Annotated in this window: 27 protein-coding genes; 26 read left to right on the forward strand and 1 reads right to left on the reverse strand. The window is 48.1% G+C overall.

The genetic code is table 11. The features are described from left to right. Nucleotides 1-31 precede the first annotated feature (31 nt). The 22 genes from fabG to ACIFQM_RS15685 all read left to right on the forward strand — a co-directional run bounded on the left by fabG (nucleotide 32) and on the right by ACIFQM_RS15685 (nucleotide 21,521). Nucleotides 32-781, forward strand: a complete 750-nt coding sequence (gene fabG / locus ACIFQM_RS15580) for a 3-oxoacyl-[acyl-carrier-protein] reductase (RefSeq protein WP_025682288.1) — start codon at nucleotides 32-34, stop codon at nucleotides 779-781. A gap of 109 nt (nucleotides 782-890) precedes the next feature. Continuing rightward, complete coding sequence (locus ACIFQM_RS15585) at nucleotides 891-1,124, forward strand: acyl carrier protein (RefSeq protein ID WP_007429985.1); 234 nt, start codon at nucleotides 891-893, stop codon at nucleotides 1,122-1,124. Between the two features lie 225 nt (nucleotides 1,125-1,349). Beyond that, entirely contained in the window at nucleotides 1,350-2,588 is a 1,239-nt protein-coding gene (gene fabF / locus ACIFQM_RS15590) for a beta-ketoacyl-ACP synthase II (protein ID WP_430040312.1), read from the forward strand. 12 nt (nucleotides 2,589-2,600) lie between these two features. Further along, entirely contained in the window at nucleotides 2,601-3,299 is a 699-nt protein-coding gene (gene rnc / locus ACIFQM_RS15595) for a ribonuclease III (protein WP_430040310.1), read from the forward strand. A 255-nt stretch (nucleotides 3,300-3,554) separates the two neighbouring features. Further along, nucleotides 3,555-7,124, forward strand: coding sequence for a chromosome segregation protein SMC (gene smc, locus ACIFQM_RS15600; protein ID WP_430040308.1), 3,570 nt, complete (start codon nucleotides 3,555-3,557; stop codon nucleotides 7,122-7,124). 38 nt (nucleotides 7,125-7,162) lie between these two features. Further along, entirely contained in the window at nucleotides 7,163-8,179 is a 1,017-nt protein-coding gene (gene ftsY / locus ACIFQM_RS15605; RefSeq protein WP_430040306.1) for a signal recognition particle-docking protein FtsY, read from the forward strand. A gap of 129 nt (nucleotides 8,180-8,308) precedes the next feature. Next, nucleotides 8,309-8,959, forward strand: coding sequence for a PAQR family membrane homeostasis protein TrhA (gene trhA, locus ACIFQM_RS15610; protein WP_430040304.1), 651 nt, complete (start codon nucleotides 8,309-8,311; stop codon nucleotides 8,957-8,959). 166 nt (nucleotides 8,960-9,125) lie between these two features. Next, on the forward strand, nucleotides 9,126-9,494 hold the full coding sequence (locus tag ACIFQM_RS15615; protein WP_430040302.1) for a putative DNA-binding protein: 369 nt from the start codon (nucleotides 9,126-9,128) through the stop codon (nucleotides 9,492-9,494). Between the two features lie 52 nt (nucleotides 9,495-9,546). Then, nucleotides 9,547-10,923, forward strand: coding sequence for a signal recognition particle protein (ffh, locus tag ACIFQM_RS15620; protein ID WP_430040300.1), 1,377 nt, complete (start codon nucleotides 9,547-9,549; stop codon nucleotides 10,921-10,923). Between the two features lie 67 nt (nucleotides 10,924-10,990). After that, nucleotides 10,991-11,263, forward strand: a complete 273-nt coding sequence (rpsP, locus tag ACIFQM_RS15625; RefSeq protein WP_014281051.1) for a 30S ribosomal protein S16 — start codon at nucleotides 10,991-10,993, stop codon at nucleotides 11,261-11,263. Between the two features lie 23 nt (nucleotides 11,264-11,286). Then, nucleotides 11,287-11,517, forward strand: a complete 231-nt coding sequence (locus tag ACIFQM_RS15630; RefSeq protein ID WP_430040298.1) for a KH domain-containing protein — start codon at nucleotides 11,287-11,289, stop codon at nucleotides 11,515-11,517. A 97-nt stretch (nucleotides 11,518-11,614) separates the two neighbouring features. Further along, entirely contained in the window at nucleotides 11,615-12,130 is a 516-nt protein-coding gene (rimM, locus tag ACIFQM_RS15635) for a ribosome maturation factor RimM (RefSeq protein WP_430040296.1), read from the forward strand. Beyond that, nucleotides 12,130-12,933, forward strand: a complete 804-nt coding sequence (gene trmD / locus ACIFQM_RS15640; RefSeq protein ID WP_430040294.1) for a tRNA (guanosine(37)-N1)-methyltransferase TrmD — start codon at nucleotides 12,130-12,132, stop codon at nucleotides 12,931-12,933. Before rimM ends, trmD begins: the two co-directional genes overlap by 1 nt. 246 nt (nucleotides 12,934-13,179) lie before the next feature. Then, nucleotides 13,180-13,524, forward strand: a complete 345-nt coding sequence (gene rplS / locus ACIFQM_RS15645; RefSeq protein ID WP_010346403.1) for a 50S ribosomal protein L19 — start codon at nucleotides 13,180-13,182, stop codon at nucleotides 13,522-13,524. Between the two features lie 101 nt (nucleotides 13,525-13,625). Further along, a complete protein-coding gene (gene lepB / locus ACIFQM_RS15650) occupies nucleotides 13,626-14,252 on the forward strand; it encodes a signal peptidase I (RefSeq protein ID WP_044644889.1) in 627 nt (208 codons plus the stop codon). A gap of 87 nt (nucleotides 14,253-14,339) precedes the next feature. Next, nucleotides 14,340-15,200: a ribosome biogenesis GTPase YlqF gene (gene ylqF / locus ACIFQM_RS15655; RefSeq protein ID WP_430040292.1), complete on the forward strand. Its 861-nt coding sequence runs from the start codon at nucleotides 14,340-14,342 to the stop codon at nucleotides 15,198-15,200. Nucleotides 15,201-15,401: 201 nt separating this feature from the next. Continuing rightward, complete coding sequence (locus ACIFQM_RS15660) at nucleotides 15,402-16,043, forward strand: ribonuclease HII (RefSeq protein ID WP_430040290.1); 642 nt, start codon at nucleotides 15,402-15,404, stop codon at nucleotides 16,041-16,043. Between the two features lie 115 nt (nucleotides 16,044-16,158). Beyond that, the gene (locus tag ACIFQM_RS15665) at nucleotides 16,159-18,225 is read left to right on the forward strand and encodes a DNA ligase (protein WP_430040289.1); all 2,067 of its coding nucleotides are present in this window, start codon (nucleotides 16,159-16,161) and stop codon (nucleotides 18,223-18,225) included. Then, on the forward strand, nucleotides 18,222-18,521 hold the full coding sequence (locus tag ACIFQM_RS15670) for an EscU/YscU/HrcU family type III secretion system export apparatus switch protein (RefSeq protein WP_430040287.1): 300 nt from the start codon (nucleotides 18,222-18,224) through the stop codon (nucleotides 18,519-18,521). Before ACIFQM_RS15665 ends, ACIFQM_RS15670 begins: the two co-directional genes overlap by 4 nt. Next, nucleotides 18,521-18,901 carry a YraN family protein gene (locus ACIFQM_RS15675; protein ID WP_430040285.1) on the forward strand — a complete coding sequence of 127 codons (381 nt, stop codon included), beginning with the start codon at nucleotides 18,521-18,523 and terminating at the stop codon, nucleotides 18,899-18,901. The genes ACIFQM_RS15670 and ACIFQM_RS15675 overlap by 1 nt, the downstream gene beginning before the upstream one ends. Nucleotides 18,902-19,055: 154 nt before the next feature. Next, entirely contained in the window at nucleotides 19,056-19,607 is a 552-nt protein-coding gene (locus ACIFQM_RS15680; protein ID WP_430040283.1) for a nitroreductase family protein, read from the forward strand. A 150-nt stretch (nucleotides 19,608-19,757) separates the two neighbouring features. After that, entirely contained in the window at nucleotides 19,758-21,521 is a 1,764-nt protein-coding gene (locus tag ACIFQM_RS15685) for a YifB family Mg chelatase-like AAA ATPase (protein ID WP_430048628.1), read from the forward strand. Nucleotides 21,522-21,767: 246 nt separating this feature from the next. Here the strand turns inward: ACIFQM_RS15685 and ACIFQM_RS15690 are convergent, their stop codons facing one another. Further along, entirely contained in the window at nucleotides 21,768-22,196 is a 429-nt protein-coding gene (locus tag ACIFQM_RS15690) for an organic hydroperoxide resistance protein (RefSeq protein ID WP_137062708.1), read from the reverse strand. Between the two features lie 147 nt (nucleotides 22,197-22,343). Here ACIFQM_RS15690 and ACIFQM_RS15695 point away from each other — a divergent pair, with 147 nt between their 5' ends. From ACIFQM_RS15695 to dprA, 4 genes are all read left to right on the forward strand, one after another. Continuing rightward, nucleotides 22,344-22,817, forward strand: a complete 474-nt coding sequence (locus ACIFQM_RS15695; protein WP_430040279.1) for a MarR family winged helix-turn-helix transcriptional regulator — start codon at nucleotides 22,344-22,346, stop codon at nucleotides 22,815-22,817. A 328-nt stretch (nucleotides 22,818-23,145) separates the two neighbouring features. Continuing rightward, nucleotides 23,146-24,306, forward strand: a complete 1,161-nt coding sequence (gene sucC, locus ACIFQM_RS15700) for an ADP-forming succinate--CoA ligase subunit beta (RefSeq protein WP_430040277.1) — start codon at nucleotides 23,146-23,148, stop codon at nucleotides 24,304-24,306. Nucleotides 24,307-24,355: 49 nt separating this feature from the next. Then, complete coding sequence (sucD, locus tag ACIFQM_RS15705) at nucleotides 24,356-25,285, forward strand: succinate--CoA ligase subunit alpha (protein WP_430048626.1); 930 nt, start codon at nucleotides 24,356-24,358, stop codon at nucleotides 25,283-25,285. 229 nt (nucleotides 25,286-25,514) lie between these two features. Beyond that, a complete protein-coding gene (dprA, locus tag ACIFQM_RS15710; protein WP_430040273.1) occupies nucleotides 25,515-26,633 on the forward strand; it encodes a DNA-processing protein DprA in 1,119 nt (372 codons plus the stop codon). Nucleotides 26,634-26,668: the final 35 nt, after the last annotated feature.

The raw sequence follows: 26,668 nt of genomic DNA on the forward strand, positions 1-26,668 counted from the left end.
CGGTTATATACTTGCAAGGGGAGGCTGGATGATGTCTAAGCCATTAAGTGGAAAAACGGCGCTCGTTACAGGGGCGTCACGGGGGATCGGCCGCAGTATCGCATTGGCGTTGGCTGAAGCAGGCGCTAATGTAGCGGTAAACTACGCTGGTAGTGAAGCGGCTGCGGCAGAGGTTGCGGAGCAAATTCGTGCCAAAGGCGTGGAAGCTATTACGGTTCAGGCTAATGTCGGTCGCGCCGATGAGGCAGATCGGTTAATCAAGGATGTGATCGGCGCTTGGGGCCAGATCGATATTCTGGTGAATAATGCCGGAATAACAAGAGATAATTTAATCATGCGTATGAAGGAAGAGGAGTTCGATCAGGTGATCGAGACGAATCTGAAAGGTGTGTTTAATTGTCTCAAGGCTGCGACGCGTCCGATGATGAAGCAGCGGTCCGGTCGGATTATCAATATTTCTTCCGTTGTCGGCGTACTCGGCAACGCAGGACAAGCCAACTATGTGGCTGCCAAAGCAGGAGTGATTGGTCTTACCAAATCGTCCGCGAGGGAGCTTGCTTCGAGAGGTATTACAGTCAACTGCGTAGCCCCGGGATTCATTGATACCGAAATGACACAGGTGCTTGCTGATGATTTGCGTGATAATATGCTCAGCGGTATTCCGCTGGCCCGTCTCGGACGGCCTGAGGAAATTGCGGATGTGGTGCTATTTTTGGCCTCTGATGCTTCCTCATACATGACGGGCCAGACTTTGCATGTGGATGGCGGCATGTACATGTAGCTACATGTTGCTAATCCGCATGCCCCGAAGAAGAGTAGTGATTGAAAACTCTCTTCTATGGCATTTTAATTGTAATTTTCGTATAATACCTAAGGAGGAGGTGAGCCGGATGTCCGACGTATTGGAGCGTGTAAAACGCATTGTCGTTGACCGTTTGGGAGCCGACGAAGCCGAAGTTACACTTGAAGCATCTTTCAAAGATGATTTAGGCGCTGATTCTCTCGATGTAGTTGAATTGGTTATGGAATTGGAAGATGAGTTTGATATGGAAATCTCTGATGAAGATGCAGAGAAAATTACAACCGTAGGTGAAGTTGTAAAGTACATACAATCTCATACCTAATTCAAGTCAACAAGAGTCCCGTTCTGTTACAGGCGGGACTTTCTCCTAATTATACAGATTGAACTAAAGACGGAATTGCCGCGTGTTCTTGAGCTTGGCTCGGCATGACTTAGTCAAGGCTGGAGTATGTGGCATTACTAACTTTAGTTGATTCTATATTATTTTTGCACACAAGAGCGTACGGTCTTGAAATACAATATGCAGTAGACATAGAGGTGATTATCTTTGAAACAACGTGTTGTCATAACAGGAATGGGTGTAATCACTTCGCTGGGACAGGATTTGAACACACTGTGGGATAATCTGATGGCTGGAAAATCTGGCGTCAGTGAAATCGAAGCTTTCGATACCAGTGAATATACAACGAAAATTGCCGCTTCTATTAAGGATTTTAATCCTGAGGATTATATGGAGCGCAAGGATGCCCGAAAAATGGATCGTTTTGTACAATTCGCCGTTGCCGCCAGTAAATTGGCACTCAAGGATAGCGGACTCGTAATCGGAGAGAACGCCGATGCCGAGCGTGTTGGTGTATCCGTTGGCTCCGGTATTGGCGGATTGGGTACCTGGGAGGATCAGCACAATGCGCTGATTGAAAAAGGACCTAAACGCGTAAGTCCTTTCTTTATCCCGATGATGATTGCTAATATGGGTTCGGGTCAAGTATCGATTTCGCTCGGCGCTAAAGGACCTAATACATCACCGGTTACGGCTTGTGCAACGGGTAGTCATGCGATCGGCGATTCGTTCCGCATGATTCAGCGTGGTGATGCTGACGCTATGATTTGCGGCGGAGCCGAGGCAACGATTCGTCCGATTGGAATGGCTGGCTTTTGTTCGATGCGGGCGATGTCCACTCGTAATGATGAGCCTGAGAAGGCAAGTCGTCCTTTTGATACAGAGAGAGACGGATTTGTTATGGGTGAAGGCTCCGGTGTTCTGATTTTGGAATCGTTGGAGCACGCATTGAAGCGTGGCGCACGTATTTACGGCGAAGTGATCGGCTACGGTCTGTCCGGCGATGCACATCATATGACAGAGCCAGATCCGGATGGTGCAGCACGCTGTATTAAAATGGCGATCCGCGACGCAGGGTTGAATCCTGAAGATATTGATTATATCAATGCGCATGGTACATCCACGCCAGTCGGTGACAAATCGGAAACAGAAGCGGTTAAGAAAACGCTCGGAGACCACGCCTATAAAGTCGCAATTAGCTCAACCAAGTCAATGACTGGACACTTGTTGGGTGCAGCTGGCGGTGTTGAAGCCGTGATTTGCGGATTGGCTCTCCAGCATCAGACCATTCCGCCGACGATTAATCTGGATAATCAGGACCCGGCTTGCGATCTGGATTATGTACCTAACGAGCCGAGAAAAGCGAAACTGAATGTAGTGATGTCCAATTCCTTCGGTTTTGGTGGTCACAATGCTACGGTTATTCTAAAAAAATATGAAGCGTAAGGGGTCAGTTCGTTGAGTGGAGACTTGAAGCAATTACAGCATAAACTTCATATTCAATTCAACAACCGGCAGCTTCTGAAGCAGGCCTTTACGCACGCTTCCTACGTAAATGAACATCGGTTCAGTCAGCATGCAGACAATGAGCGGCTTGAGTTTTTAGGCGACGCAGTTCTGGAGCTGACCGTATCCGAGCAATTGTACAATCAGTACCCTAACCGGCCAGAAGGTGAGCTGACCAAGCTGCGTGCAGCCATTGTCTGTGAGCCTTCTCTGGTGAAATTTGCTGTCGGACTTGAGTTCGGGCAATATGTACTGCTTGGCAAAGGTGAAGAGCTGACAGGCGGACGTACTCGTCCGGCTTTGTTGGCCGATGTATTCGAAGCGTTCGTAGGCGCGCTTTATTTGGATCAGGGTCTGGATGCCGTCCGGTCGTTTCTGGAACGTTATATTTTTCCTCAAATTGTATTAAACGGTAAGCTACAGATGAGTGATTTCAAAACAGAGCTTCAGGAACTGACGCAGCATCATAACATGGGGATGCTTGAATACAAGATCGTGGAGGAGCGCGGACCTGCCCATGAGCGCGAGTTTGTAGCTGAGGTATATATGGACAGCGAACGGCTGGGTACAGGTACAGGACGCTCCAAAAAGGAAGCTGAGCAGCAGGCGGCGGCAGTAGCCTTAAACCGTTTGAAGCTGGCAGAATCGTAATCGGTACCTGAGCGGCCCGGACGGGTTACACGAGCAGGGGACACAAAGTAAGAGCAAAGGGCAGTCCGCGGGGAGTCCCGGCCCGCAAAGGCGAATGGACTGCGTTTTGCTCTTTTTTCGTGGCTTTGCTGCTGTAGCATTGTATGTCTTGCCACGCTTTATCCGCGGTAGTCTTGTGCTACAATAGGGATAATTCTTGTTAACCAAGTATACGTGTTGTACAAGCATATTTAAATGTTAGAGGTGAGATTGAGTATGTTTTTAAAGCGCATTGAGCTGGCGGGCTTCAAATCGTTTGCAGATAAAACGGAGATGGAATTTGTCCGCGGCATTACAGCGGTCGTCGGACCTAACGGAAGCGGAAAGAGTAATATATCCGACGGTATTCGCTGGGTGCTGGGTGAACAGAGCGCCAAATCACTGCGCGGCGGTAAAATGGAGGACATTATTTTTGCGGGTAGTGATGCTCGTAAGGCTGTTAATTACGGCGAAGTGTCGCTTACGCTGGATAATGAGGATCAGGCGTTGCCTCTTGATTTTGGAGAAGTCACGGTCACGCGGCGTGTGCATCGCAGTGGGGATAGTGAATATTTCATTAACCGACAATCATGCAGACTCCGTGATATTACCGAGCTGTTTATGGATACAGGAATTGGTAAAGAAGCTTATTCCATTATCGGACAGGGGCGCATTGAAGAGATTTTGAGTACCCGTTCCGAGGACCGCCGGGGGATTTTTGAGGAAGCGTCCGGTATCGTGAAATATAAATCACGTAAAAAAGATGCAGTTCGTAAGTTGGATGACACGGAGCAAAATTTGCTTCGAATTCATGATTTGGTCAGTGAGCTGGAGGATCAGATCGGACCGCTCAAGGAGCAGTCGGAAAAGGCGATCCACTTTAAGGAGCTGCGGGGTGAACTGAAATCGAAAGAAATTTCGATGTATGTCCATCAGATTGAGCAGATTCATACCTCGTGGAGCGATGCGACTTCCAAGCTGGCTTTGTTGCAGCAGGAGCAGCTACAGCTGTCTACGGTGGTGTCCCGTCATGATGCGATGCTGGAGAGCGATCGTAACGAGCTGCGTCAGCTGGAGGAGCAAGTGGAACGGCTGCAAAGGGATCTGTTGCAATACAGTGAAGCTACGGAAAAGAGCGAAGGCTACGGCGAACTGTTAAAAGAGCGCACACGCAATCTGGAGGCAAACCGGGAGCAACTCATATTATCGCTCAGCACGAGCGAATCACGTCATTCCGAGCGCAAAAGTGAGCTGGATCTACTGAACGAAAAACTGTCTGCATTGACTGTCGAGCTTGACGAGCTACGTGAACGGCTATCCGACGAAGAGGCGAAGCTGATTGGTGTCACAGGTGGAATCAGCCAGGAGCAGGAGGAAAACCTAAAGGGCGGACTGCTGGAGCTGATGAATCAGATGGCACAGGCCCGTAACGAAATCCGTTATACCGACCAGCAGAAGGAAGCGTTGGAACGGCGGGTGACTCGTGTAAGTGATGAATCCGGCAAATGGGAAGCTCAGAAAGCTGAACTGGAACAGCGTAAAAAGGGTTTGGAAACGGCTGTTCAGAAGCTTGGTCAGGAAATCAGCAGTCTACGCAGCGGATATATTCAGGGAAGCGAAAAATACCAAGCGCTACAAAAGCTGCTGGAAGAAAGCCAGGGTACTGTCCGCAAATGGGAACAAAAACGCGAGGCCCAAATTTCACGCCGAGATACGATGAAGGAAATGCAGGATGACTTCGACGGCTTTATGCTGGGCGTTAAAGAAGTGCTGAAGGCGGCACGCAAAGAAACCCTGCATGGCGTGCATGGAGCTGTAGCAGAGCTGATCCGGGTACCTGAGCATTTAGAGCAGGCGATGGAAACGGCTTTGGGCGCTTCGATGCAGCATATCGTGATGGAAAATGAATCGGTGTCCAGACAGGCGATCAGTTTTTTGAAGCAGCGTCAGTTGGGCAGAGCGACGTTTTTGCCTATGGATGTAATCCGTCCGCGTCAAATTGGGGCGGGTGAACGCCAAATCGTGGAAGGCGCCGAGGGTTTTGTCGGAATCGGTGCGGATCTTGTTCAGTATGATGAACGGTATGCTGGCATTGTAGGCAGCCTTCTGGGAAATGTGGTTATTGCCCGTACGCTGGAAGATGCGAACCGTATTGCGGCTCGTTGTCAATATAGATATCGCGTCGTGACGCTGGAAGGTGATGTCGTCAATGCAGGTGGTTCCATGACAGGTGGTAGCCAATTCAAGAAAAATGCCAATTTGCTTGGACGTAAACGTCAGCTGGATCAGCTTGATCAGGATATTATCGATACAGAGCAACAAATTGCAAGGCTGCGTCAGAGCGCAGTAGATGCAAAACGTCAGTTGGAAGAGACACAGACCCGTTTGGACGAGCTGCGTCAGGGCGGCGATGTGAAGCGCGGCGAAGAGCAGCAGGCAGCAATGGAACTCAAACAACTGGAGCATGAGCTTCGTCATGTTCTGGAGCAGGTGGCTGCATCTGGTCAGGAGAAGAAGGGTTTTGATCAGGAGATCAAGGAACTGGAAGCTTCCCGTGAAGAGGCGTTGCTGAAATTAGCTGCGCTGGAGGAAGAAGAGAAGAAAACCCACCAGGCTATCCATGCCGCTGAATTTGCCCGTAAGGCCAACGAATCTGCGAAAGAACAGCTACAGGGAGAACTTACGAATCTCAAGGTAAGAGAAGGAAAGCTGGATCAGGAGCGTTTTTCACTGGAAGAACAGCTGCGTAGATTACGGGGGGATTATGATACCCTTGGCAAGGATTCGCGACAGAACAAGACCTTGCTTGCTTCCATCGAAGCTGATCTGCTGACCAATGAGCAGGAAAGCGTGAAGCAGATTGAAAATCTCAATCAGTATCGGCTTAAAAAGGAAGAGGCTTCGCAGCAATTGGAATTTAAGCGTGCTGCACGCAGCAGCTTGTCCAAAAAGCTGGAAGTGGCCGAAAACGAGACGAAAGAGCAGCGCGTTCAGCTCAAGTCGGTCGAAGAACAGCTTCGCCAGACAGAAATTGGAGTGAATCGGCTTGATGTAGAGCTGGAGAACGTGCTGAAAAAATTAAGTGATGACTATGAACTCAGCTATGAGCTGGCCAAGCAGCGTTATCCGATACCAGAAGATATAGAAGGTACGCAGGCCGAGGTGCAAAGGCTCAAACGAGGTATTTCTGCATTGGGCGAAGTAAACCTGGGTGCCATTGAGGAATACCAGCGTGTGCATGAGCGTTATACGTTTCTCGATGAGCAGAAGTCTGATCTGGTCGAGGCCAAGACAACGCTCTATCAGGTTATTCGAGAAATGGATGATGAAATGTCCAAACGCTTCAAAGCCACTTTCGATGCCATCCGGCGCGAATTTGGTACGGTGTTCTCCAAGCTGTTCGGAGGCGGACGTGCCGATCTGGTGCTCATTGACCCAGAACGCATGTTAGAGACGGGAATTGACATCGTAGCCCAGCCGCCAGGCAAAAAACTGCAAAACTTGCAGCTACTGTCAGGAGGCGAGCGGGCGTTAACGGCGATGGCGCTATTGTTTGCCATTTTACATGTCAAGCCTGTCCCATTCTGTGTGCTGGATGAAGTAGAGGCCGCACTGGACGAAGCCAACGTGGTGCGTTTTGCCCAATATTTGCGGGAATTCTCCGCGCAGACACAATTCATTGTAGTTACACATCGCAAGGGAACGATGGAAGAAGCCGATGTGTTGTATGGGGTTACGATGGAAGAAGGCGGGGTTTCCAAGCTCGTATCCGTCAAGCTGGACAATGATGAAGCTGAGATTGCCTGACATAAAATAACATATTTTCAGATCAACGGAGGGAACCTATGAGTTTCTTTAGGAAATTAAAGGAAAGCATTGCAAGCAAAACCGAATCCGTCACCAAACAGTTCAAGGACGGTTTAGAAAAAACACGCAAAGGTTTTGTTGAAAAAGTATCGGATCTGATGATTCGCCGCAAGAAGATTGATGAGGAGTTTTATGAGGAGCTTGAAGAAATTCTGATCGGTGCCGATGTTGGTGTCAACACCGTTATGAACCTCATTGAAGACCTGCGAGGAGAAGTGAAGAAACGCAAAATCGAGGACGCATCCGAGCTACAGCCTGTATTATCGGAAAAGCTGTCTGAGTTGCTGCGGGGCAATGACAACAGTCAGCTTCAAATGAGCCCTGACGGGATTACAGTCATTCTGTTCGTCGGTGTCAATGGTGTTGGCAAAACAACAACCATTGGCAAGCTGGCGCACCGTTTTAAACAAGAGGGTAAAAAAGTATTGCTGGCCGCCGGGGATACGTTCCGTGCGGGTGCGATTGAACAACTGGAGGTATGGGGCGAAAGGGCTGGTGTAGAGGTCATCAAACAGCAATCCGGTTCCGATCCAGCCGCGGTTATGTTTGATGCGGTACAGGCTGCCAAGCAGCGTCAGGTAGATGTGCTACTGTGTGATACCGCAGGACGTCTCCAGAATAAAAGCAATCTGATGGAGGAGCTGAATAAAATTTTCCGTGTGATCCAGCGCGAAATTCCAGACGCCCCTCATGAAGTATTGCTGGTACTTGATGCCACAACCGGACAAAACGCACTTAATCAAGCCAAAATGTTTGGGGAGAAAAGTGGCGTAACCGGGCTGGTGCTGACGAAGCTGGATGGTACAGCGAAGGGTGGTATTGTCGTGGCGATCCGCCAAGAGCTGAATTTGCCGGTGAAACTGGTAGGCTTGGGTGAAAAGGTGAATGATCTCCAGCCATTTGACTCCGAGCAATTCGTTCACGCGTTGTTCGCTGGTTTGATTCAGGAAGAAGGCGTTGATGAAAACGCTCCGGGTGAGGAAGAACAGGCTTAATCAGGTTTGTTGTAGGGTCCGGTTGCTGCGTGAGATCACAGGGATGTATAATGAAAGAAAGGGTCTGTCGGCGCCGGATATGATTTTTAGAATATAAAAATATTTCACAGGAAGCCGGGTGAAGAACCAATGGCGAATACCTATACTTATTCCCGCCGGGAAGAAATAGCCAATGCCATCACACACGGAATTGGAGCCGTTTTAAGTGTCGCGGCACTTGTGCTGCTCATTGTTTTTGCAAGCTTGAAAGGGACCACTTGGCATGTCGTCAGTTTCACGATTTACGGAATCACGATGTTGCTGTTGTACACCAATTCCACGTTGCTTCATAGTCTGCGCGAAGGAAAATTGAAGGATTTGTTCGAGATATTCGATCATTCTTGCATTTACCTGTTCATTGCAGGCAGCTACACTCCGTTTATGCTCGTTGCACTGCGCGGGACTTTAGGCTGGACGCTGTTTGGCGTTATTTGGGGAATCGCCCTGTTTGGTGTGCTGTTCAAGGCATTCTTCACCAAGCGCTTCCTGTTCATGTCTACCGTGTTCTACATTGTCATGGGCTGGCTTATCATCATTGCCTGGAACCCGCTGGTGGCAGCTGTTCCCGCCGGGGGCATGACGCTATTGTTCGTGGGCGGTCTAATGTACACATTGGGCACAATCTTCTATGTGTGGCGGGCGTTTCCGTATCATCATGCGATCTGGCATATGTTTGTTCTGGCAGGCAGCATACTTCATTTTCTGGCTGTTCTGTTGTACCTTACTCCGGTAAGAGTTTAAATCCTAGTAGACAAAAAGCCGATTCGTACTTCCGTTTAAGGGCAGTGGATTGGCTTTTTTTTGGTTGACAAGGGATAACGCTTGACATCTTCTTTTCTTTTATGTATGATAAGGATCGTTGAAAAGAACTGTAAAGTGTTTTTCCTTGACGATGGAGGTATACGCGATGAGTCAGGAGAATCGGCTGGAAAAGACAAACCGGATTAACCGACTGTTTGACTTCTATGAACCTTTACTTACGGAGAAGCAACAGATGTTTTTGAAATATTACTTCCATGACGATTTTTCTCTGGGAGAGATTGCCTCGGAATTTCAAATTAGCCGTCAGGCCGTGTATGAGCATATTAAACGTGCCGAGCAGGTGCTGGAAATGTATGAGGAAAAGCTCGGATTGCTTAGTAAACACGAGCGCAGAAGCCGAGATCTGGAAGAACTAAATACGGCGTTGTATGAAGCTTTCGGTAAAATCGGTGAACCCGATGAGGGCACTCTGCAACATGTTAATCAAATTGTAAATCGCCTGCAGGAATTGTAGGTCATATAGATTAGTAAACAAACAACCCTGGTAGACAAGGAGGTGCGAAAATATGGCATTTGAAGGATTATCGACCCGCTTGCAAAATGTATTCAGTAAACTGCGCGGCAAAGGAAAAGTGTCTGAGGATGATGTAGCTCAGGCGATGCGCGAAGTACGATTAGCTTTGCTGGAGGCGGACGTTAACTTCAAGGTTGTAAAGGACTTTATTGCCAAGGTGAAGGAGAAATCCATCGGCAAGGAAGTGATGGACAGCTTTACACCAGGTATGGTAATCATCGACATCGTGAACAAGGAACTGACCGAGTTGATGGGTGGCAGTCAAGCCAAGCTTGCCAAGGCAAACAAACCGCCTACGGTCATTATGATGGTGGGTCTCCAGGGCGCAGGTAAGACGACGACATCCGGTAAGCTGGCGAAGCTGCTGCAAAAGCAAAATCATCGCCCATTGCTTGTAGCTGGTGATATATATAGACCGGCTGCGATCAAGCAGCTACAGGTACTTGGTGAGCAGATTAATGCTCCTGTATTTACGCTTGGTGATCAGACAAGCCCGGTGGAGATTGCAAAACAGGGCTTACAGCATGCCAAGGATAACGGTAATGACTACGTTATTATAGATACTGCTGGTCGTCTTCATGTGGATGAAGAGCTTATGGAAGAGTTGCGTCAGATTCATGCGGACGTTAAGCCGGACGAAGTTCTGCTGGTTGTTGATAGCATGACTGGTCAGGATGCAGTAAACGTGGCAGAGCACTTTAACACCAGCTTGGAGTTAACAGGGGTTGTACTAACGAAGCTGGACGGTGATACCCGCGGTGGTGCGGCCTTGTCGGTTAAGGCTGTGACCGGATGCCCGATCAAGTTTGCTACATTGGGTGAAAAGCTGGATGCGATGGAGCCGTTTCATCCGGAACGGATGGCTTCACGGATTTTGGGTATGGGCGACATGTTGTCCCTGATTGAAAAAGCGCAATCCAATATCGACGCCGATAAGGCGAAGGAAATGGAACGGAAAATGCGCAATGCTGAATTTACCTTCGAAGATTTTCTGGAGCAGATGGATCAAGTTAAAAAGCTTGGCCCAATCGACCAGATTCTCGATATGATTCCCGGCATGGGCAATATGAAGCAAATGAAAGATGTCAAAGTGGATGATAAGCAGATGGGCCGGATTGAGGCTATCGTTCATTCCATGACCACACAAGAAAAGCAAAACCCGGACATGATTAATCATAGCCGCCGCAAGCGGATTGCTGTAGGCAGTGGAACATCACTGGCTGAGGTAAATCGCCTGATCAAGCAATTTGATGAAATGCGGCGCATGATGAAGCAGTTCTCAGATATGATGGGACCCAAGGGTGGCAAAAACAAAGCTCTGAAGCAGTTGAAGGGTATGGGTAAAGGTATGAAGTTTCCTTTCCGTTAAGGCTAATAGGCCGTTGGAATTATAGGATAACAATATACAGTCTACTTTTTGAAGGAGGTGAATTTTCGTGGCAGTTCGTATTCGTCTGAAACGTATGGGTGCACATAAAGCTCCTTTCTATCGCGTCGTGGTATCGGATTCCCGTTCCCCGCGTGACGGTCGTTTTATCGAAGAAATCGGTTATTACAACCCTATTACAGTACCAGCAGTTGTAAAAATTGATGAAGATAAAGCGTTGAAATGGTTGCAAGATGGCGCACAAGCATCCGATACAGTCCGCAACTTGCTTAGCAAAGCGGGCGTAATGAAAAAGTTTCATGAGCTTAAACAACAGAAATAAGGTGCTGATGCGGAGGGTCAACCATGGAAGAATTAGTGATAATCATTGCTAAGGCTTTAGTCGATCATCCGGAAGATGTAACCGTGAAGACCTTGGAGAAGGATCGGCTTGTCGTATATGAGCTTAGCGTGCATCCTGAGGATGTAGGCAAAATCATTGGCAAGCAGGGTCGTATCGCCAAGGCGCTTCGCACTGTGGTTACATCAGCAGCCGTTAAGATGGATAAACGGGTTACCGTAGACATCATATCTTAAAGATATACGAAAGTGGGTTAGGATGTATGTCCTAACCCTTTTTCGTACATGATGAAGATGATATGGAGCGGGACCGATTATATGCAGGAGGAACACGATGCAGCAATTCTTTAATGTCGGGAAAATTGTGAATACACACGGAATCCGCGGCGAGCTTAAAATATTAGCGACGACTGATTTCCCGGAGGATCGTTTTGACAAAGGCAGTGAGCTGTTGATCATTCCTGTGGATGGTAAAGCGCCGATCCCTGTAACTGTTGAAACAGCACGTTTTCAAAAAAATATGGTTGTAGCCAAATTCAAGGAATATCACAACATCAATGATGTTGAAAAGTATAAAGGCAGCTTATTGAAGGTATCCGCTGAACGGCTAGGCGAACTAGAGGAAAATGAGTTCTATTTTCATGAAGTTGTTGGCCTGGAAGTAGTGACAGAAGACGGAGAAAAGCTTGGTGTAGTGAAAGAGATTTTGACACCAGGAGCTAACGATGTATGGGTAGTCACAATGCCTGATGGTAAGGAACTGCTGTTGCCGTATATAGAAGATGTCATTTTGGATGTAAACGTGCCTGAAAAACGGGTTACGGTACGGTTGATGGAAGGACTACTGTAATGCGGGTGGATGTGCTGACCCTGTTTCCCGAAATGTTTGACGGTGTATTTAATGCAAGCATTCTGGGAAAAGCAAGGGATAAGGGAATCATATCACTGCAAGCGGTTAATTTTCGCCAATATGCCGGGAACAAGCATGGTCAAGTGGATGATACACCCTATGGCGGTGGGGGCGGGATGGTATTGAAGCCTGACCCGATTTTCACTGCGGTGGAGACGTTATTGGATGAAGCAGAGCATCCAACCATATTAGGGAACACAGACGAAGTTGTTCAAGGTGAAGAGGCCGGATTGAGTGCAGGTTTGAAAGCTCCGCGTATTATTTTGATGTGTCCGCAAGGTGAGACTTTTACGCAAAAGAAAGCGGAGGAGCTTGCTAAAGAGGACCATCTTATTTTTATATGCGGGCATTATGAGGGCTATGATGAGCGTATTCGCGAGTATTTGGTGACGGATGAGCTTTCTATCGGAGATTATGTGTTGACTGGTGGGGAACTGCCCGCCATGGTCGCTATAGATAGTGTGGCACGGTTGCTGCCTGGAGTGCTGGGCAATGAAACGAGTGCAGTAACGGACTCTTTCAGTACGGGTCTGCTGGAGTACCCGCATTATACGAGACCTGCTGAGTTTCGGGGCTGGAAGGTACCAGAGGTGCTGTTGTCAGGACATCACGTTAATATTGATGCCTGGAGACGACAGGAGGCGCTGTGTCGTACGATGGAACGTCGACCGGATCTGCTGGAGCAGGCTGAATTGACAAGCAAGGAACGGGTATGGATAGAGGAACAGCGCAAGATGGATTGATCATGGGAAGAGTGTATTGAAGAGCTTTAGCAATGAGTGGATTTGAAAGCAGGTGCTAACCTGTTTTATAATGTAATTAATTAAATATAATGTTTGGTCAAATCCCTTTTTCTTGTTGCAATGCGGTATCCTCCATGATACAATACATCTGTTGTGTGTAATACGGTGGTCCTCTGTGGATGATGAAGGAAACGGATGTGTTTCCAGAAGATGCATGAACACCTGTACGGAAGGAGGGAGTCATAGATGAATATCGTCCAAGCGATCACTGAAGAACAACTGCGTAAAGATTTGCCTAACTTTCGTCCCGGTGACACTTTGAAAGTGCACGTGAAAGTTATTGAGGGAACTCGTGAGCGTATCCAGTTGTTTGAAGGTGTTGTAATTAAACGCCGTGGTGGTGGAATCAGTGAGACTTTTACAGTTCGTAAAATTTCTTACGGTGTAGGTGTGGAAAGAACTTTCCCGCTTCATTCCCCGAAAATCGATAAAATCGACGTGGCTCGCCGTGGTAAAGTGCGTCGTGCGAAGCTTTATTATCTTCGTGAACTGCGCGGTAAAGCAGCGAGAATTAAAGAAATTCGTCGTTAATACAACGAATAACGAAAGGGGCTTGATTACAAGCTCCTTTCGTTTTTTCTACGTACATAGGGAACTGTGGATTATTGACCGTAAAGAGAGGACAGTGAGCTATGGAGCAAGAAGTAGGACAAGGAGCTATACAGCATCCGACTGAACAGGATGGCACACCCAAGCGTAAACCGAAAAATGAGATTTTCGAGTGGATCAAGGCCATCGTTATCGCGTTAGTGTTGGTCTTTTTAATCCGTTGGTTTCTTTTTAAGCCGTTTATTGTGGATGGTCCGTCGATGCAGCCAAACTTTCATACCGGAGAACGTGTCATTGTAAATGAAATTTTGTATGATTTCCGTTCCCCAAAACCGGGAGAGGTAATCGTGTTTCATGTGCCGGATGAAGGAAGAGACTTCATAAAGCGCGTCATTGCCGTTGAGGGCGACACGGTTAAGGTAGAAGGTGACACGATTACGGTGAATGGTAAACCTATTCAGGAGCCTTACTTGAAAGCTCCAGTGGAGGAAGCGCATCAAAATGGTGAGCTTTACAACAAGTTTACAAATTTCCCAAATGAAAATTTTAAGGATGGTAAAGTTCCGGCAGGACATATTTTTGTTATGGGAGATAACCGTTCCAACAGTACAGATAGTCGGATGATTGGATATATTGATTTGAAGGAAGTCGTCGGTCGTGCTGATGTTATTTTCTGGCCGGTGAAGGATATGAAGTGGATTAACCACTAGAACAACTAATATGCAGCATAGCTGCCGTAATCCTGACGCATAACCCTATGGGAAACGTTAGGAGTTACGATCAATGAGGTGATGACGGTGACGATACAATGGTTTCCTGGTCATATGACCAAAGCGCGCCGCCAAATTGAAGCAAAATTAAAGCTGATTGATTTGGTAATTGAGTTGATTGATGCTCGATTGCCGCTTTCCAGCCGAAATCCAATGATTGATGATATTTTGCAGGGCAAGCCGCGAATGATTATTTTAAATAAGGCAGATTTGGCGGACCCGGTTGTATCACAGCAGTGGATTGCCTATTTTAAGGAGCAAGGGCATATCGCCTTTCAGGTGGATGCTACAACAGGCACAGGGATGAAAGAAATTCCGGTTCAGGCCAAGTTGCTGCTTAAGGAAAAGATAGATCGACAGATATCAAAAGGTATGAATCCGCGCCCTATGCGTGCTTTGATTGTTGGTATTCCGAATGTTGGTAAATCGACTCTGATCAACCGTATGGCAGGACGTAGCATTGCGGCTACAGGCGATCGTCCTGGGGTGACGAAGGCACAGCAATGGATCAAGATTGGTGAAATTGAGCTGCTGGATACACCGGGTATTTTGTGGCCCAAATTCGAGGATCAGAATGTTGGTTATCGTCTGGCAGTTACAGGCGCGATCAAGGAAGAGATTTTGAATGTTGAGGATATCGCTTTTTTCGCGACAAAATATTTGGTTCAATATTACTGGGATGAGCTGGAAGCGCGCTTTGAGCTGACTGAACGTCCCGAGGATACGGAAAATGCCGATGAAATTGTCAGTGTCATGGAAGCGATTGGACGTAAACGCGGCTGTATTGTCAGCGGTGGACGTGTAGATCTCGAAAAGTCGTCAAAAATCATTTTACGTGAGCTGCGTGCAGGTAAGCTGGGACGTTTCAGTTTGGAAGCTCCTTACTGATTCGATTCTGCCTGATGTATCGGATACACCGCATAGCATAGTGTGGCAAGGAAGAACCTTCCCCATCTCTCCGGAGAGAGGAAGGTTTTTTGGTATGTGAAGGTAGGTTAACCAAAGGGGTTTTGGGATGGACAGGTCTGTGTTAAGCTGAATTAAATTGATGCAGAGCTTAAAATACATATAGATAGGCGGGTAGGGAGTATGGAAGAAAAAGCGGTAACGGACATGCTGCGCTATGAAAAAGAGTGCTGGGAGCAATCCTATGAGCGCATCGCTGGCATTGATGAGGTAGGCCGAGGATGTTTATTCGGGGATGTTGTGGCTGCGGCGGTCATTTTGCCGAACGGTGAGCTGCTGGAGGGCGTGGATGATTCCAAAAAGCTGACGGACAAAAAGAGGGAAACCTACTATGAGCTGATTATGGAGAAGGCCATCGCCGTAGGAGTCGGGTATGTGGACGCACGAACGATTGATGCCATCAATATTAAACAGGCAGCTCGTTTGGCTATGAAGCAGGCTGTTGAGGCTCTGCATGTATCTCCTGATTATTTACTTGTAGATGCAGAAAAGGTGGATTTGCCTATATCCCAGCTTTCTATTATTAAAGGAGATGCGAACAGCCAGTCTATTGCTGCGGCTTCTATTATTGCCAAGGTAACCCGTGATCGATTGTGCAAAGGTGAATGGGATGCAAAGTACCCGGAATATGGGATTGGCATACATAAAGGTTACGCTACGAAGCTGCATAGGGAACAAATTTTGACGCTGGGACCTACAGCAATGCATAGACGCAGCTTTCTTGGTAATTTGTTGATCGAGCAACCGACGTTGTTTGACCTGTAAATACTTATTATGAGTCGGGACTGTGCCGATATAATGTATACCTAAGGATTTTGCAAAATCCTGACCTAATAAAATAGGCCCCTTGAATATGGGGCATGAAGAGAGGAGGGACCCTATGAATATCGGATCTGTATTTCGAGGATTACTTGGTGATGTGAAGGCGGGAGAGGCTAAAAAGCTCGATATGCAGCCAGGTCAGGTCGTGCGAGGCGTCGTATTAAAGGTGTCTGAGGACGGCGGTGAGGCTGTGTTGCAAATTCAAGGTTCCCAGGTCAGAGCCAAGCTGGAAACCCCTCTTCAACCTGGGCAGTCCACATTACTCCAGGTCCAGCCAGCTTCTCCCAGCGGAATGACTGTACTTAAGCCTTTGAACGATGCAGCCAACACAGGGCAGCAGACTGTAGCGCTGGCAGATGTACTGGATTCGGTGGGACTACCGGATACAGCGCAGAACAGGGAGCTGATACAGGCGATGCAAAAGAATGGCGTACCGTTGACATCGGAAAATGCGGCTTCTTTACGAGACGCTTTGGCGAAGCAGCCGGGAAAAGTACAAATAGAGACTTTTGTGCAGGCAGCAGCGGTTGCCTTTCAACGTGGATTGCCGTTGACGGCGGAAAGTATAAACGGCCTGCGACAGGCGATGTTTGGCCCTCCTTTAAATGATCTTTTGTCTTCGCTGGAGCAGGAGCTTGAAGCAGTATTCAAGCAGCAAGGACAAGGAGCATCTGCTGACCGTACGGCGGGAGAAGCAACAGCGGTAAAGGGGGCTGACCGAATGTCCCCTGCTCCATCAGGCGCTTCTTCAGCTGTGATTGCAGATGCACCAGAAGGCCAAGCTCCTGTATTGTCCAAAGATGCCGCTGCTGTTGCTACAAAGCAGGCAGAAGTGGCACAGGCAGCAGGAGGCAAGGAGACGCTGAAAGGGACTCAGGCGGCAAATCTTGCTGCTATGGTGGGTGAAGCGGGCGCTTCGGCGACAGACACGGATGCTCCGACTGGAACTGCTGCATCTGTAGCTAAAGGTGCTGCCTCCGGGGAACCAGCACTAGCTAATGGGCGTGGAACCATAGCCACGGACGTGGTAGCGGACTCTGGTGTAAATGCACCTGAATCGGGCCCTGATGCATTGAGGGCTCCACGTGCCGGAGCGGAGCAGCCGCAAGCTGCTACAGCGGGTACACAGCAGCCTAAGAACGCCGACGCCGCTACAGCTGACCGTGCCGCCGCACCGCAGCCCGCTGCGGGCAACGCGGCCACGCCGGAGGCGCCTCTTCAGCGGCTGCGTACGCTGCTGCAAGAGCTGCGCGCGGCGGTGCCGCCCGCGCTGGGCACGGCTGCGCCGGAGCAGCCCGCAACAGAAGCACCGCAGCCTGCGGCTGGCGCTCTGCGGGCTACGGACGCTGCTGCTGTGCAGCCAGCGGCGTCCGTGCCGTCCAGCACGCAGCTCACCCCCACGGAGGACCCGTGGGTGGGCCGTGTGCTGAAGCTGCTCGGTGCAGAGCACGAGCAGCAGGTACACCGCGCGGCTGCACAGACCGCGCAGGGAACGGCGGCGGCCCGTATGGAGCCGCCGGAAGGAGCGCAGCCGCTGCCGGGATTAGCGGCTGCGGCGGGCGGTGCGGTGTCAGCGGACGCCGACACCGTGAAAGGGGCGCTGCTCCAGTTAATGAGCAGCGCTGACCTGCCGCCCGCTCTGAAAGAGACGGCGCAGCAGGTCGTGCAGCACCTGACGGGTCAGCAGCTGCTGCTGAATACGGATCGGACGGCCCCTTTTGCACAGGTACACATGTTTATTCCATTTGTCGGTCCGGATGGTCGTGAAACAGCTACGATCCAGATTCAGTCTCGACGTGGTAAACGCGGGGAGCTGGATGCATCCAACTGCCGGCTTTGGTTTGATTTGGACATGAAGGCGCTAGGGCCGACATTGGTGGATGTGCAAGTCGTGGACCGGATTGTGAGCCTCAAGCTCCATAACGATCAGGATTGGGCCGCTTCGCTGTTGACCAGTGGGCGTGAATCCATTCATACGGCGCTGGAATCACTAGGATATCAGCTTTTATCGTTGCGTACCGAACCGATGCCGATAAGGACTGGACAGGAGAGCAAAGGTCTGGTCTCTTCGGAGGTACAAAGCTATGTGCCTCAGCCGTATAAAGGAGTCGATCTTAAAATATGAAAGAGCCGTTGGAGGCTCCTTCTCCTTCCAGGAAGAAGGCTGTCGCCCTTAAATATACGCCCGGTGAGAGCGAAGCCCCAATCGTCGTTGCCAAAGGAAGCGGTCGTATTGCGGATAGCATTTTGGAAAAAGCCAAAGAGCACGGCGTTCCCGTTCAAGAGGATGCCGCACTGGTTGAGGTATTGTCCAAGCTTGATTTGGATGAGCAAATTCCTGCTGAGCTATATCAGTTAGTGGCAGAGGTGCTCACCTATATATATCAAATAGATAAGCTTGCTCCAAGGGATGACAGCTGATGAGGGACATGAGGACCGGAGGCAAGGATCACCGAAAAGCCAAAGGAGCTTTGGGTGAACAGGCAGCGGCTTCGTTTTTGGAAAATCGGGGTTATCGTATCATAGAGCGTAACTGGCGATGTCGTAGCGGTGAAATGGATCTGATTGCCGCGCAGGATGATATTCTCGTGTTTATTGAAGTACGTAGCCGAAGTAGCTCCAATTATGGAACGCCTGCAGAATCAATCACGGCACGTAAAATAACCCAGGTTCGCCAGACAGCCGCTGTTTATCTGCATATGAACGGGATAGAGGATGTTCCAATCCGTTTTGATATGATCTCTGTACGATTGATTGACGAAACCGCAGTCGTCACGGAGCACATAATTGAGGCATTTTAAAAGAGCGATAAATTTTTTGAAGGTTCATTTCGAATTTTATATGTACAGGTTGACAGGAAGGAATGCTAAAGGTATATTTTATTGAGAATGGTTATCATTTTGAAAATATAGTTATAGTGATATCCACGAGCTATACCTGTGAAGGAGGATATACGTGACAGAGCAACCCTTTAGTGAACATGTCATAGATGTAATTCAGGAACGACGGACCATTAAACGGTTCAAATCCGACCCCATTTCGGTAGATACCATTAAAGAACTGCTGGACGTTGCTGTATGGGCCCCCAATCATAAAATGCGTGAGCCATGGCGTTTTCTCTTGTTTGCCGGTGACGGCCGGAAAAAGCTTGCTGAAGCTATTGAAGCCGATATTGGCAAGGATAATAAATTCGAAAGCGGCATTTTACACAATCCGATTCAGCTTTTAGTTGTGTTGGAGGAAGACCCTCGTCAGGCAGTTTGGGATGAGGATTTTGCAGCGGTTAGTGCCCTTGTACAAAACTTTATGCTTGCCGCATGGAGTAAAGGAATCGGAACGTTCTGGGTCACCAAGCCTTTTCTTTATTCGCCGAAATTCCGCAAGCATTTGGGAATCCAGCCTGGTGAGAAGGTCATAGGCATGGTGTATGCAGGTTATCCTGAAGTCATCCCAGAACCAAGACCACGTATTCCAGCAGCAGATAAGCTAACCCTGTTTGACAAATAATCTTTTGTCGAATAACCTTGATTAGACAGCTTGAAAATTAAAGATGTAACATTACATTTGCAACAGATGAAAATTTGGAAGCACCTTTTTTCATATATGCAATGCTCCCTAGGGGAGACATTTCAATATGAGGAGAGGTGTTTTTTTGTTATGTATGGAAAACTACATGGAGCTTGTCTTTATGGAATAGACGGTGTCCTGATTGAAGTTGAGACTGATTTGTCTAATGGGTTACCTCAAACTGCGATCATCGGATTGCCGGATTCAGCCATTCGAGAGGCTGTAGAGCGCGTAAGAGCAGCGATCAAAAACTGCGGTTTCAAATATCCGTCCCAGCGTGTAACCATAAATTTGGCTCCTGCTGATTTACGTAAGGAAGGCTCATCCTTTGACTTTGCAATCGCTTTGGGACTGCTGACAACTAGCGGACAAGTCGTTTTACCTGTGGGGGAACGAACGTTATTTATCGGTGAACTAGCGTTAGACGGAAGTATTCGCCCCGTGAATGGGGTATTGTCTATGGTTGATTTGGCCAAGCGAGAAGGATTTCATTCGGTGCTGCTTCCTGAGGAAAATGCAGGTGAGGCATGTCTGATCACGGGTATACGTATTTACGCGGTTCGTCATCTGATGGATCTCATTCCAGCAAAAGATCACGGACAATACGCTATTGAAGATCAATCAAAAGATCGGAATTCTAACTACTTACCTGATCCAATGGATGATGAGGCAACTAATCAAACAGCTAATCAAATAATTAGTCAAGACATTAAGCAAGCTATGGATCCAGCTCCTACGCCAATCCCGAATGAAGCCGAACACTATGCCCAAGATAAGCGTATTACTGCTAGACAGCAGATCATTATCCACACTTATGACCATTTGCCTCAGGCAGATCAGATACCTATGGGTGAGGTCAAAGAGATAATTGACGCTATGGAGGATTACAGCGATGTATTGGGCCAGCTACACGCCAAACGAGCGCTGGTTATCGCTGCTGCTGGAATGCACAATATCCTCCTTATCGGGCCGCCAGGTGCCGGAAAAACGATGCTTATCCGCAGGCTGCCATCCATTCTGCCGCCCTTGACCGAAAAAGAGGCATTGGAGGTTACCAAAATTTACAGCGCCGCCGGCAAGTGGAAGGAGTCGTCGCCTCATTTGATGAACATTCGCCCCTTCCGTTCACCTCATCATACGATTTCCGCTGCTGGACTGGTGGGTGGCGGTGGCATTCCCAAGCCGGGAGAAATTAGCCTTGCCCATCGGGGGATTTTATTTCTGGATGAGTTACCTGAGTTTAGTCGTCATGTGCTAGAGGTACTGAGGCAGCCGTTGGAAGATCGCAATGTAACAATTAGCCGTTCACGTGCAGTTTTTAAGTACCCGGCACACTTTTTACTTGCAGCTTCTATGAACCCGTGTCACTGCGGCTTTTTCGGAAGTGATACGCAACATCAGCGCTGTACCTGTTCACCTGCTGCGGTAGCCCGCTATCGTTCGCGTATTTCTGGTCCATTACTGGACCGGATCGATCTTCAGCTTGAGGTATCGCAACCGAAGGATTGGCGTGAGGAAAAGGAGTCACTGTCATCCGCTGAAATGCGAAGACAGGTACTAGCTGCTCAAGCGATACAAATCGATAGGTACAGCAAGCTTCCTTTTTCATGGAATAGCGAACTATCCGGTCAAATGCTCCGGAAATATGCGGTATTAGAACTCAATGCGGCAGAGCTGCTTGATCAGACGATGGATGCGCTCGGTTTAAGCATGCGTGCGTATGATCGAATTCTCAAGCTGTCACGCACGATTGCAGACTTGAGTCAATCAGAGAAGATCACTGTGTCGCATGTAGCTGAAGCCATTCAATATCGGAATATGGACAGGGCACATGCCAATATTTCAGAAGAATAACGCGGCATAGAAGTAATTCCATAGACAAAAAAAGCTCCAGACGCTAAGTTCTGGAGAAGAAAAAAGATTATGACAACGTGATTATACAATAAGTATATCAATTCCGTATATACGATTATGCATCATCTCCCATGTTACTTGATGGAAGAAAAACCAGCTATCCATCCTTTGTTGAGAAGGTGTAGCTGAAAGTATACAAAGCCTCCGAACCAGAAACAGCTCGGAGGCTTTTTTGTAAAAATCGGATTAGAGCACGTTCAGCTTGACTTCAATGTTGCCGCGGGTAGCGCGGGAGTAAGGACACTGTTCATGTGCGCCTTCTACCAGCTTTACCGCTGTTTCATGGTCAACGCCTTTCACCAGTACATCGAGGTTTACTCCGATTCCAAAGCCGCCGTCTTCAACTTTACCGAAATTGACCGTTGCTGTTACTTCGGTACCTTCATGTTTAATACGCTGCATGCGGGCAACCATATTCAAAGCACTGTCAAAACACGCTGAATAGCCTGCTGCGAACAATTGCTCAGGATTCGTACCCGCGCCACCAGCACCGCCCATTTCTTTGGGTGTATCAATATTTAAACGAAGTTCAGGGGAAGAAGACTCGACATAACCATTACGTCCACCAACTGCTTTCACTGTGGTTTCATACATTTTTTGTTGAATGGTCATCATAATTCGATCACTGCCTCTCGTTCAATTTATATTTTACACAATTTAATTTATCAAAATAATTATTATTTGTAAAGTGTTTTGTGCAATTAGCATGCTTTTTGATATATAATGTGATAAAATTATGACGAAAGTAGGTGATCTGACAGCATGGACAATAACAAACTGAATGAAGGTACAGCATTAAAACTTGATAATCAGTTATGCTTTGCCATATATGCGTGCTCCAGAGAGATTACGAAGCTATACCAGCCTTATCTGGAAAATATTGGTGTGACATACTCACAGTATTTGGTGCTCATTGTGTTGTGGGAGCGCGAGGAATGTACAGTGAAGGAATTAGGCGAGGCGTTGTATCTGGACTCAGGCACACTGACCCCGTTATTGAAAAGATTGCAGAATGCCGGACTCATTGACCGGAAGCGTTCGACTCAGGATGAACGTAAGGTGCTGATTTCTTTGACTCCTGAAGGAAGTGCATTGCGGGAAAAAGCGCAATCTGTACCGGGATGTATTCAGGAAAAAACAAGCATGACCCATGATCATTTCGGTTCGCTTCTGCATCAATTCAATGATCTACTGGATCGAGTTCATGAAGCGAATGTGCAGGTTGAAAAATCATAATCGGTATTTCCGGCTACATTACGAATTTCTTGTTATGTAGCAGCCCGTAGCTGGATGAAGGAATGCCCCAATGAACTAAAGTACCTCTCATACGGATTTAATAAATTCCGCACTTGAAGAGGTTCTTTTTTTTGTATTCTATTAAGATAAATATCCATTAATATCCAAGCATTCGATTTTGGGAATGATAATGATATCAAAATACTGTAATTCATAAGGTTAAATTATAAGGAAAGCGTTTTAAAAACATGTTACAATGATGTAGGTTTAGTATAGATTTCCTTGTGAACCGCCCTTGTTGCAGTCATGTTGATAGGAGGATTCCAGAATGAATATCCATGAATATCAGGGTAAAGAAGTATTGAAGCAGTACGGAGTGGCTGTACCGAACGGTAAGGTTGCCTATACGGTGGAGGAAGCCGTTGCTGCAGCAGAATCGCTTGGAAGCGCTGTTACGGTGGTAAAGGCGCAAATTCATGCCGGTGGACGTGGTAAAGCGGGCGGTGTGAAGGTGGCCAAAAGCTTGGATGAAGTGCGTACCTATGCTTCTGAAATTTTGGGTAAGGTACTGGTGACACATCAGACCGGGCCTGAAGGCAAAGAGGTTAAACGCCTTTTGGTAGAGGAAGGCTGCGATATTCGTAAAGAGTATTACGTCGGTGTTGTCGTGGATCGTGCGACCGGACGTGTCGTGATCATGGCCTCAGAAGAAGGCGGTACGGAAATCGAAGAGGTAGCTGCGGCTACTCCGGAGAAAATTTTTAAAGCGGTTGTTGATCCGGCGATTGGGCTTCAGGTATATCAGGCGCGCAAACTGGCGTATGACATTAACATCCCGAATGAGCTGGTGAACAAGGTGGTTAAGTTCATGCAGGCGCTCTATGAAGCTTTTGTGGACAAGGATTGTTCGATTGCAGAGATCAATCCGTTGGTCGTCACAGGTGACGGGAATGTGCTGGCGTTGGATGCCAAACTGAATTTTGACTCTAATGCGCTGTTCCGCCACAAGGATATTTTGGAGCTGCGTGATTTGGACGAAGAGGACGAGAAAGAAATCGAAGCTTCCAAATACGATCTGAGCTACATCGCATTGGACGGAAATATTGGGTGTATGGTCAACGGGGCAGGTCTTGCAATGGCGACGATGGACATTATCAAATATTACGGTGGCGATCCGGCCAACTTCCTGGACGTAGGGGGCGGTGCGACGACAGAAAAGGTAACCGAAGCGTTCAAAATCATTTTGTCCGATCCGAAGGTAAAGGGCATTTTTGTGAACATTTTCGGCGGAATTATGCAGTGTGACATTATTGCGAACGGTGTGGTGGAGGCTGCCAAGCAATTGGGGCTGACACGTCCGCTTGTTGTCCGTCTCGAAGGTACGAATGTCGAGTTGGGTAAACAGATTTTGGCGGAATCCGGTTTGAATATCGTGGCGGCTGATTCCATGGCGGACGGTGCCCAGAAAATCGTCGAACTTGTTCAATAGCCTGTTTGCATTCCGATATGCCGAATAAACGATAGGGGATGTGAAGATCGTGAGTATTTTGGTTGATAAGCATACAAAGGTGATTACACAGGGGATTACGGGAAAAACGGCGTTATTCCACGCCAAGGGTGCGCTTGATTATGGCACACAGATGGTAGGAGGCACCTCTCCAGGCAAGGGCGGCACCGAGGTGGAAATTACGCTGGAGAACGGACAGCAGGTCAAGTTGCCCGTGTTTAACACAGTCAGCGAAGCGAAGACTGCTACAGGCGCGACAGCGAGTGTTATTTATGTGCCGCCTGCTTTTGCTGCGGATTCCATTTTGGAGGCTGTGGATGCAGAGTTGGACCTCGTGATTTGTATAACCGAGGGCATTCCGGTGCTTGATATGATCAGGGTAAAACGTTTTATGGAAGGTAAAAAGACCGTTCTGATCGGTCCTAACTGTCCAGGCGTAATTACACCGGGAGAGTGCAAAATTGGCATCATGCCGGGCTACATTCATCTGCCGGGCCATGTAGGCGTTGTGTCACGTAGTGGCACGCTGACCTATGAAGCGGTGCATCAGCTGACTACCCGGTGCATCGGACAATCCTCTGCGGTAGGTATCGGCGGGGACCCGGTTAAAGGATCGGAATTTATTGATATTTTGCAACGCTTCAATGAAGATCCTAACACGCATGCTGTCATTCTGATCGGAGAAATCGGCGGTACAGCCGAGGAGGAAGCTGCCGAGTGGATTCGAGACAATATGAAGAAACCGGTGGTCGGTTTTATCGGCGGTGTGACTGCGCCTCCAGGCAAACGAATGGGGCATGCGGGCGCCATCATTTCCGGTGGAAAAGGAACTGCCAAGGAGAAAATCGCTACGCTTGAAGCCTGTGGTATTAAGGTGGCACCGACTCCTTCCGAGATGGGCTCGACGCTGGTCAGTGTGCTGGAAGCACGTGGTATTTTGAATTTATGTACTACACATTAAATCGTGTTTCTTCATTAATATACAAGCTGTAAAATGGCATCGAAATTTGCCGCTTGCTAGTGTATAATGAAAGAAAGGTAAGCAACCTTTTTGTCTTCTTAAACAGGGGATGAAAAGGTTGCTTTTTTTTGCGTTAGGACAGGGTCATATGGGAAACGCTTGCAAAATGATACGTTGTGCCACAAAATAAGGGAGGGTTCACTCTTCCCGTGAATGGGGGAACCGCAGTTTGGAAGAAAGATGGCTTTTGCTGGGTTTGCATGAATTAGAGGGTATCGGTAGAAAAACAATTCAGCGTATTTGGTCGAGTGACTACCGACTGCATGAACTGCTGCATTTTAGCGAGCAGAAATGGATTGAGGTAGGTTTAAATCCCGCTCAGGCCCGTATAGCGGCGCAGCGTTACGATGAAGATTGGGTACATGAAATATATCAGCGCGTTCGATCCGGCCATATCGGAGTGATTACTTATCTGGATGAGGATTATCCCTTATTAATGAAGGAAACGGTTGACGCGCCTTGGGTATTGTATACGAAAGGGGACATTTCACTTTTGCATACATGCTCTGTAGCTATGGTGGGGACCCGCATTCCTACGGCTTATGGACGCAGAGCGGCCGAAATGCTGACAGAGGGATTGTGTGATGCAGGCATGACAGTAGTCAGTGGCTTGGCGAGAGGGATCGACAGTATTTGCCACGAAGCTGCCCTGCGCCGGGGAGGCCATACGATTGGGGTGCTTGGAACAGCGATTGATCAAATTTATCCACCCCAAAATGCATCTTTATTTGCAGAGATGGCGAGCAGAGGCTTGATTGTATCGGAATATCCACCAGGCACCAGATCGCATCCGGGAATGTTTCCCCAGCGTAACCGGATCATTGCCGGTCTGACACGGGGAACCGTTGTCGTGGAAGCAGATGTAAGAAGCGGTTCTCTAATTACAGCTGATGCTGCGTTGGAGGCAAATCGAGATGTGTTCGCCGTTCCGGGACCGATTACATCACCGAAGAGCAGAGGTACGTTAAGTTTGATTAAGCAAGGGGCGAAAACGGTCACCGAAGCTTCGGATATTGTAGAGGAGTACGTAGCCGATTTGCGTACAAGGGATGTTTCTTCATACAATAGAGAGCAGAGTCTGGTTGTGAATGGGGTCTCCAAAGTAGCAGTGAGTGAGACTTCCGAGGAAAAGCGTGTCGTGCTGTTACTGGAGCAGGGAACCCTGACACTGGATGAACTGCTTGAAGCAACTGCTTGGGATTTTGGACTTTTACACTCAGTTCTGTTATCGTTAATCATAAAAAAAAGGATCGCCCAGCTTGCGGGTACAAAATACAAACTTATTTAATAGTTGATTTTGCAAATCCTTAATGTAGTAATTGC

The sequence above is a fragment of the Paenibacillus sp. NRS-1782 genome, assembly GCF_050467685.1.
Classification (GTDB): domain Bacteria; phylum Bacillota; class Bacilli; order Paenibacillales; family Paenibacillaceae; genus Paenibacillus; species Paenibacillus terrae_A.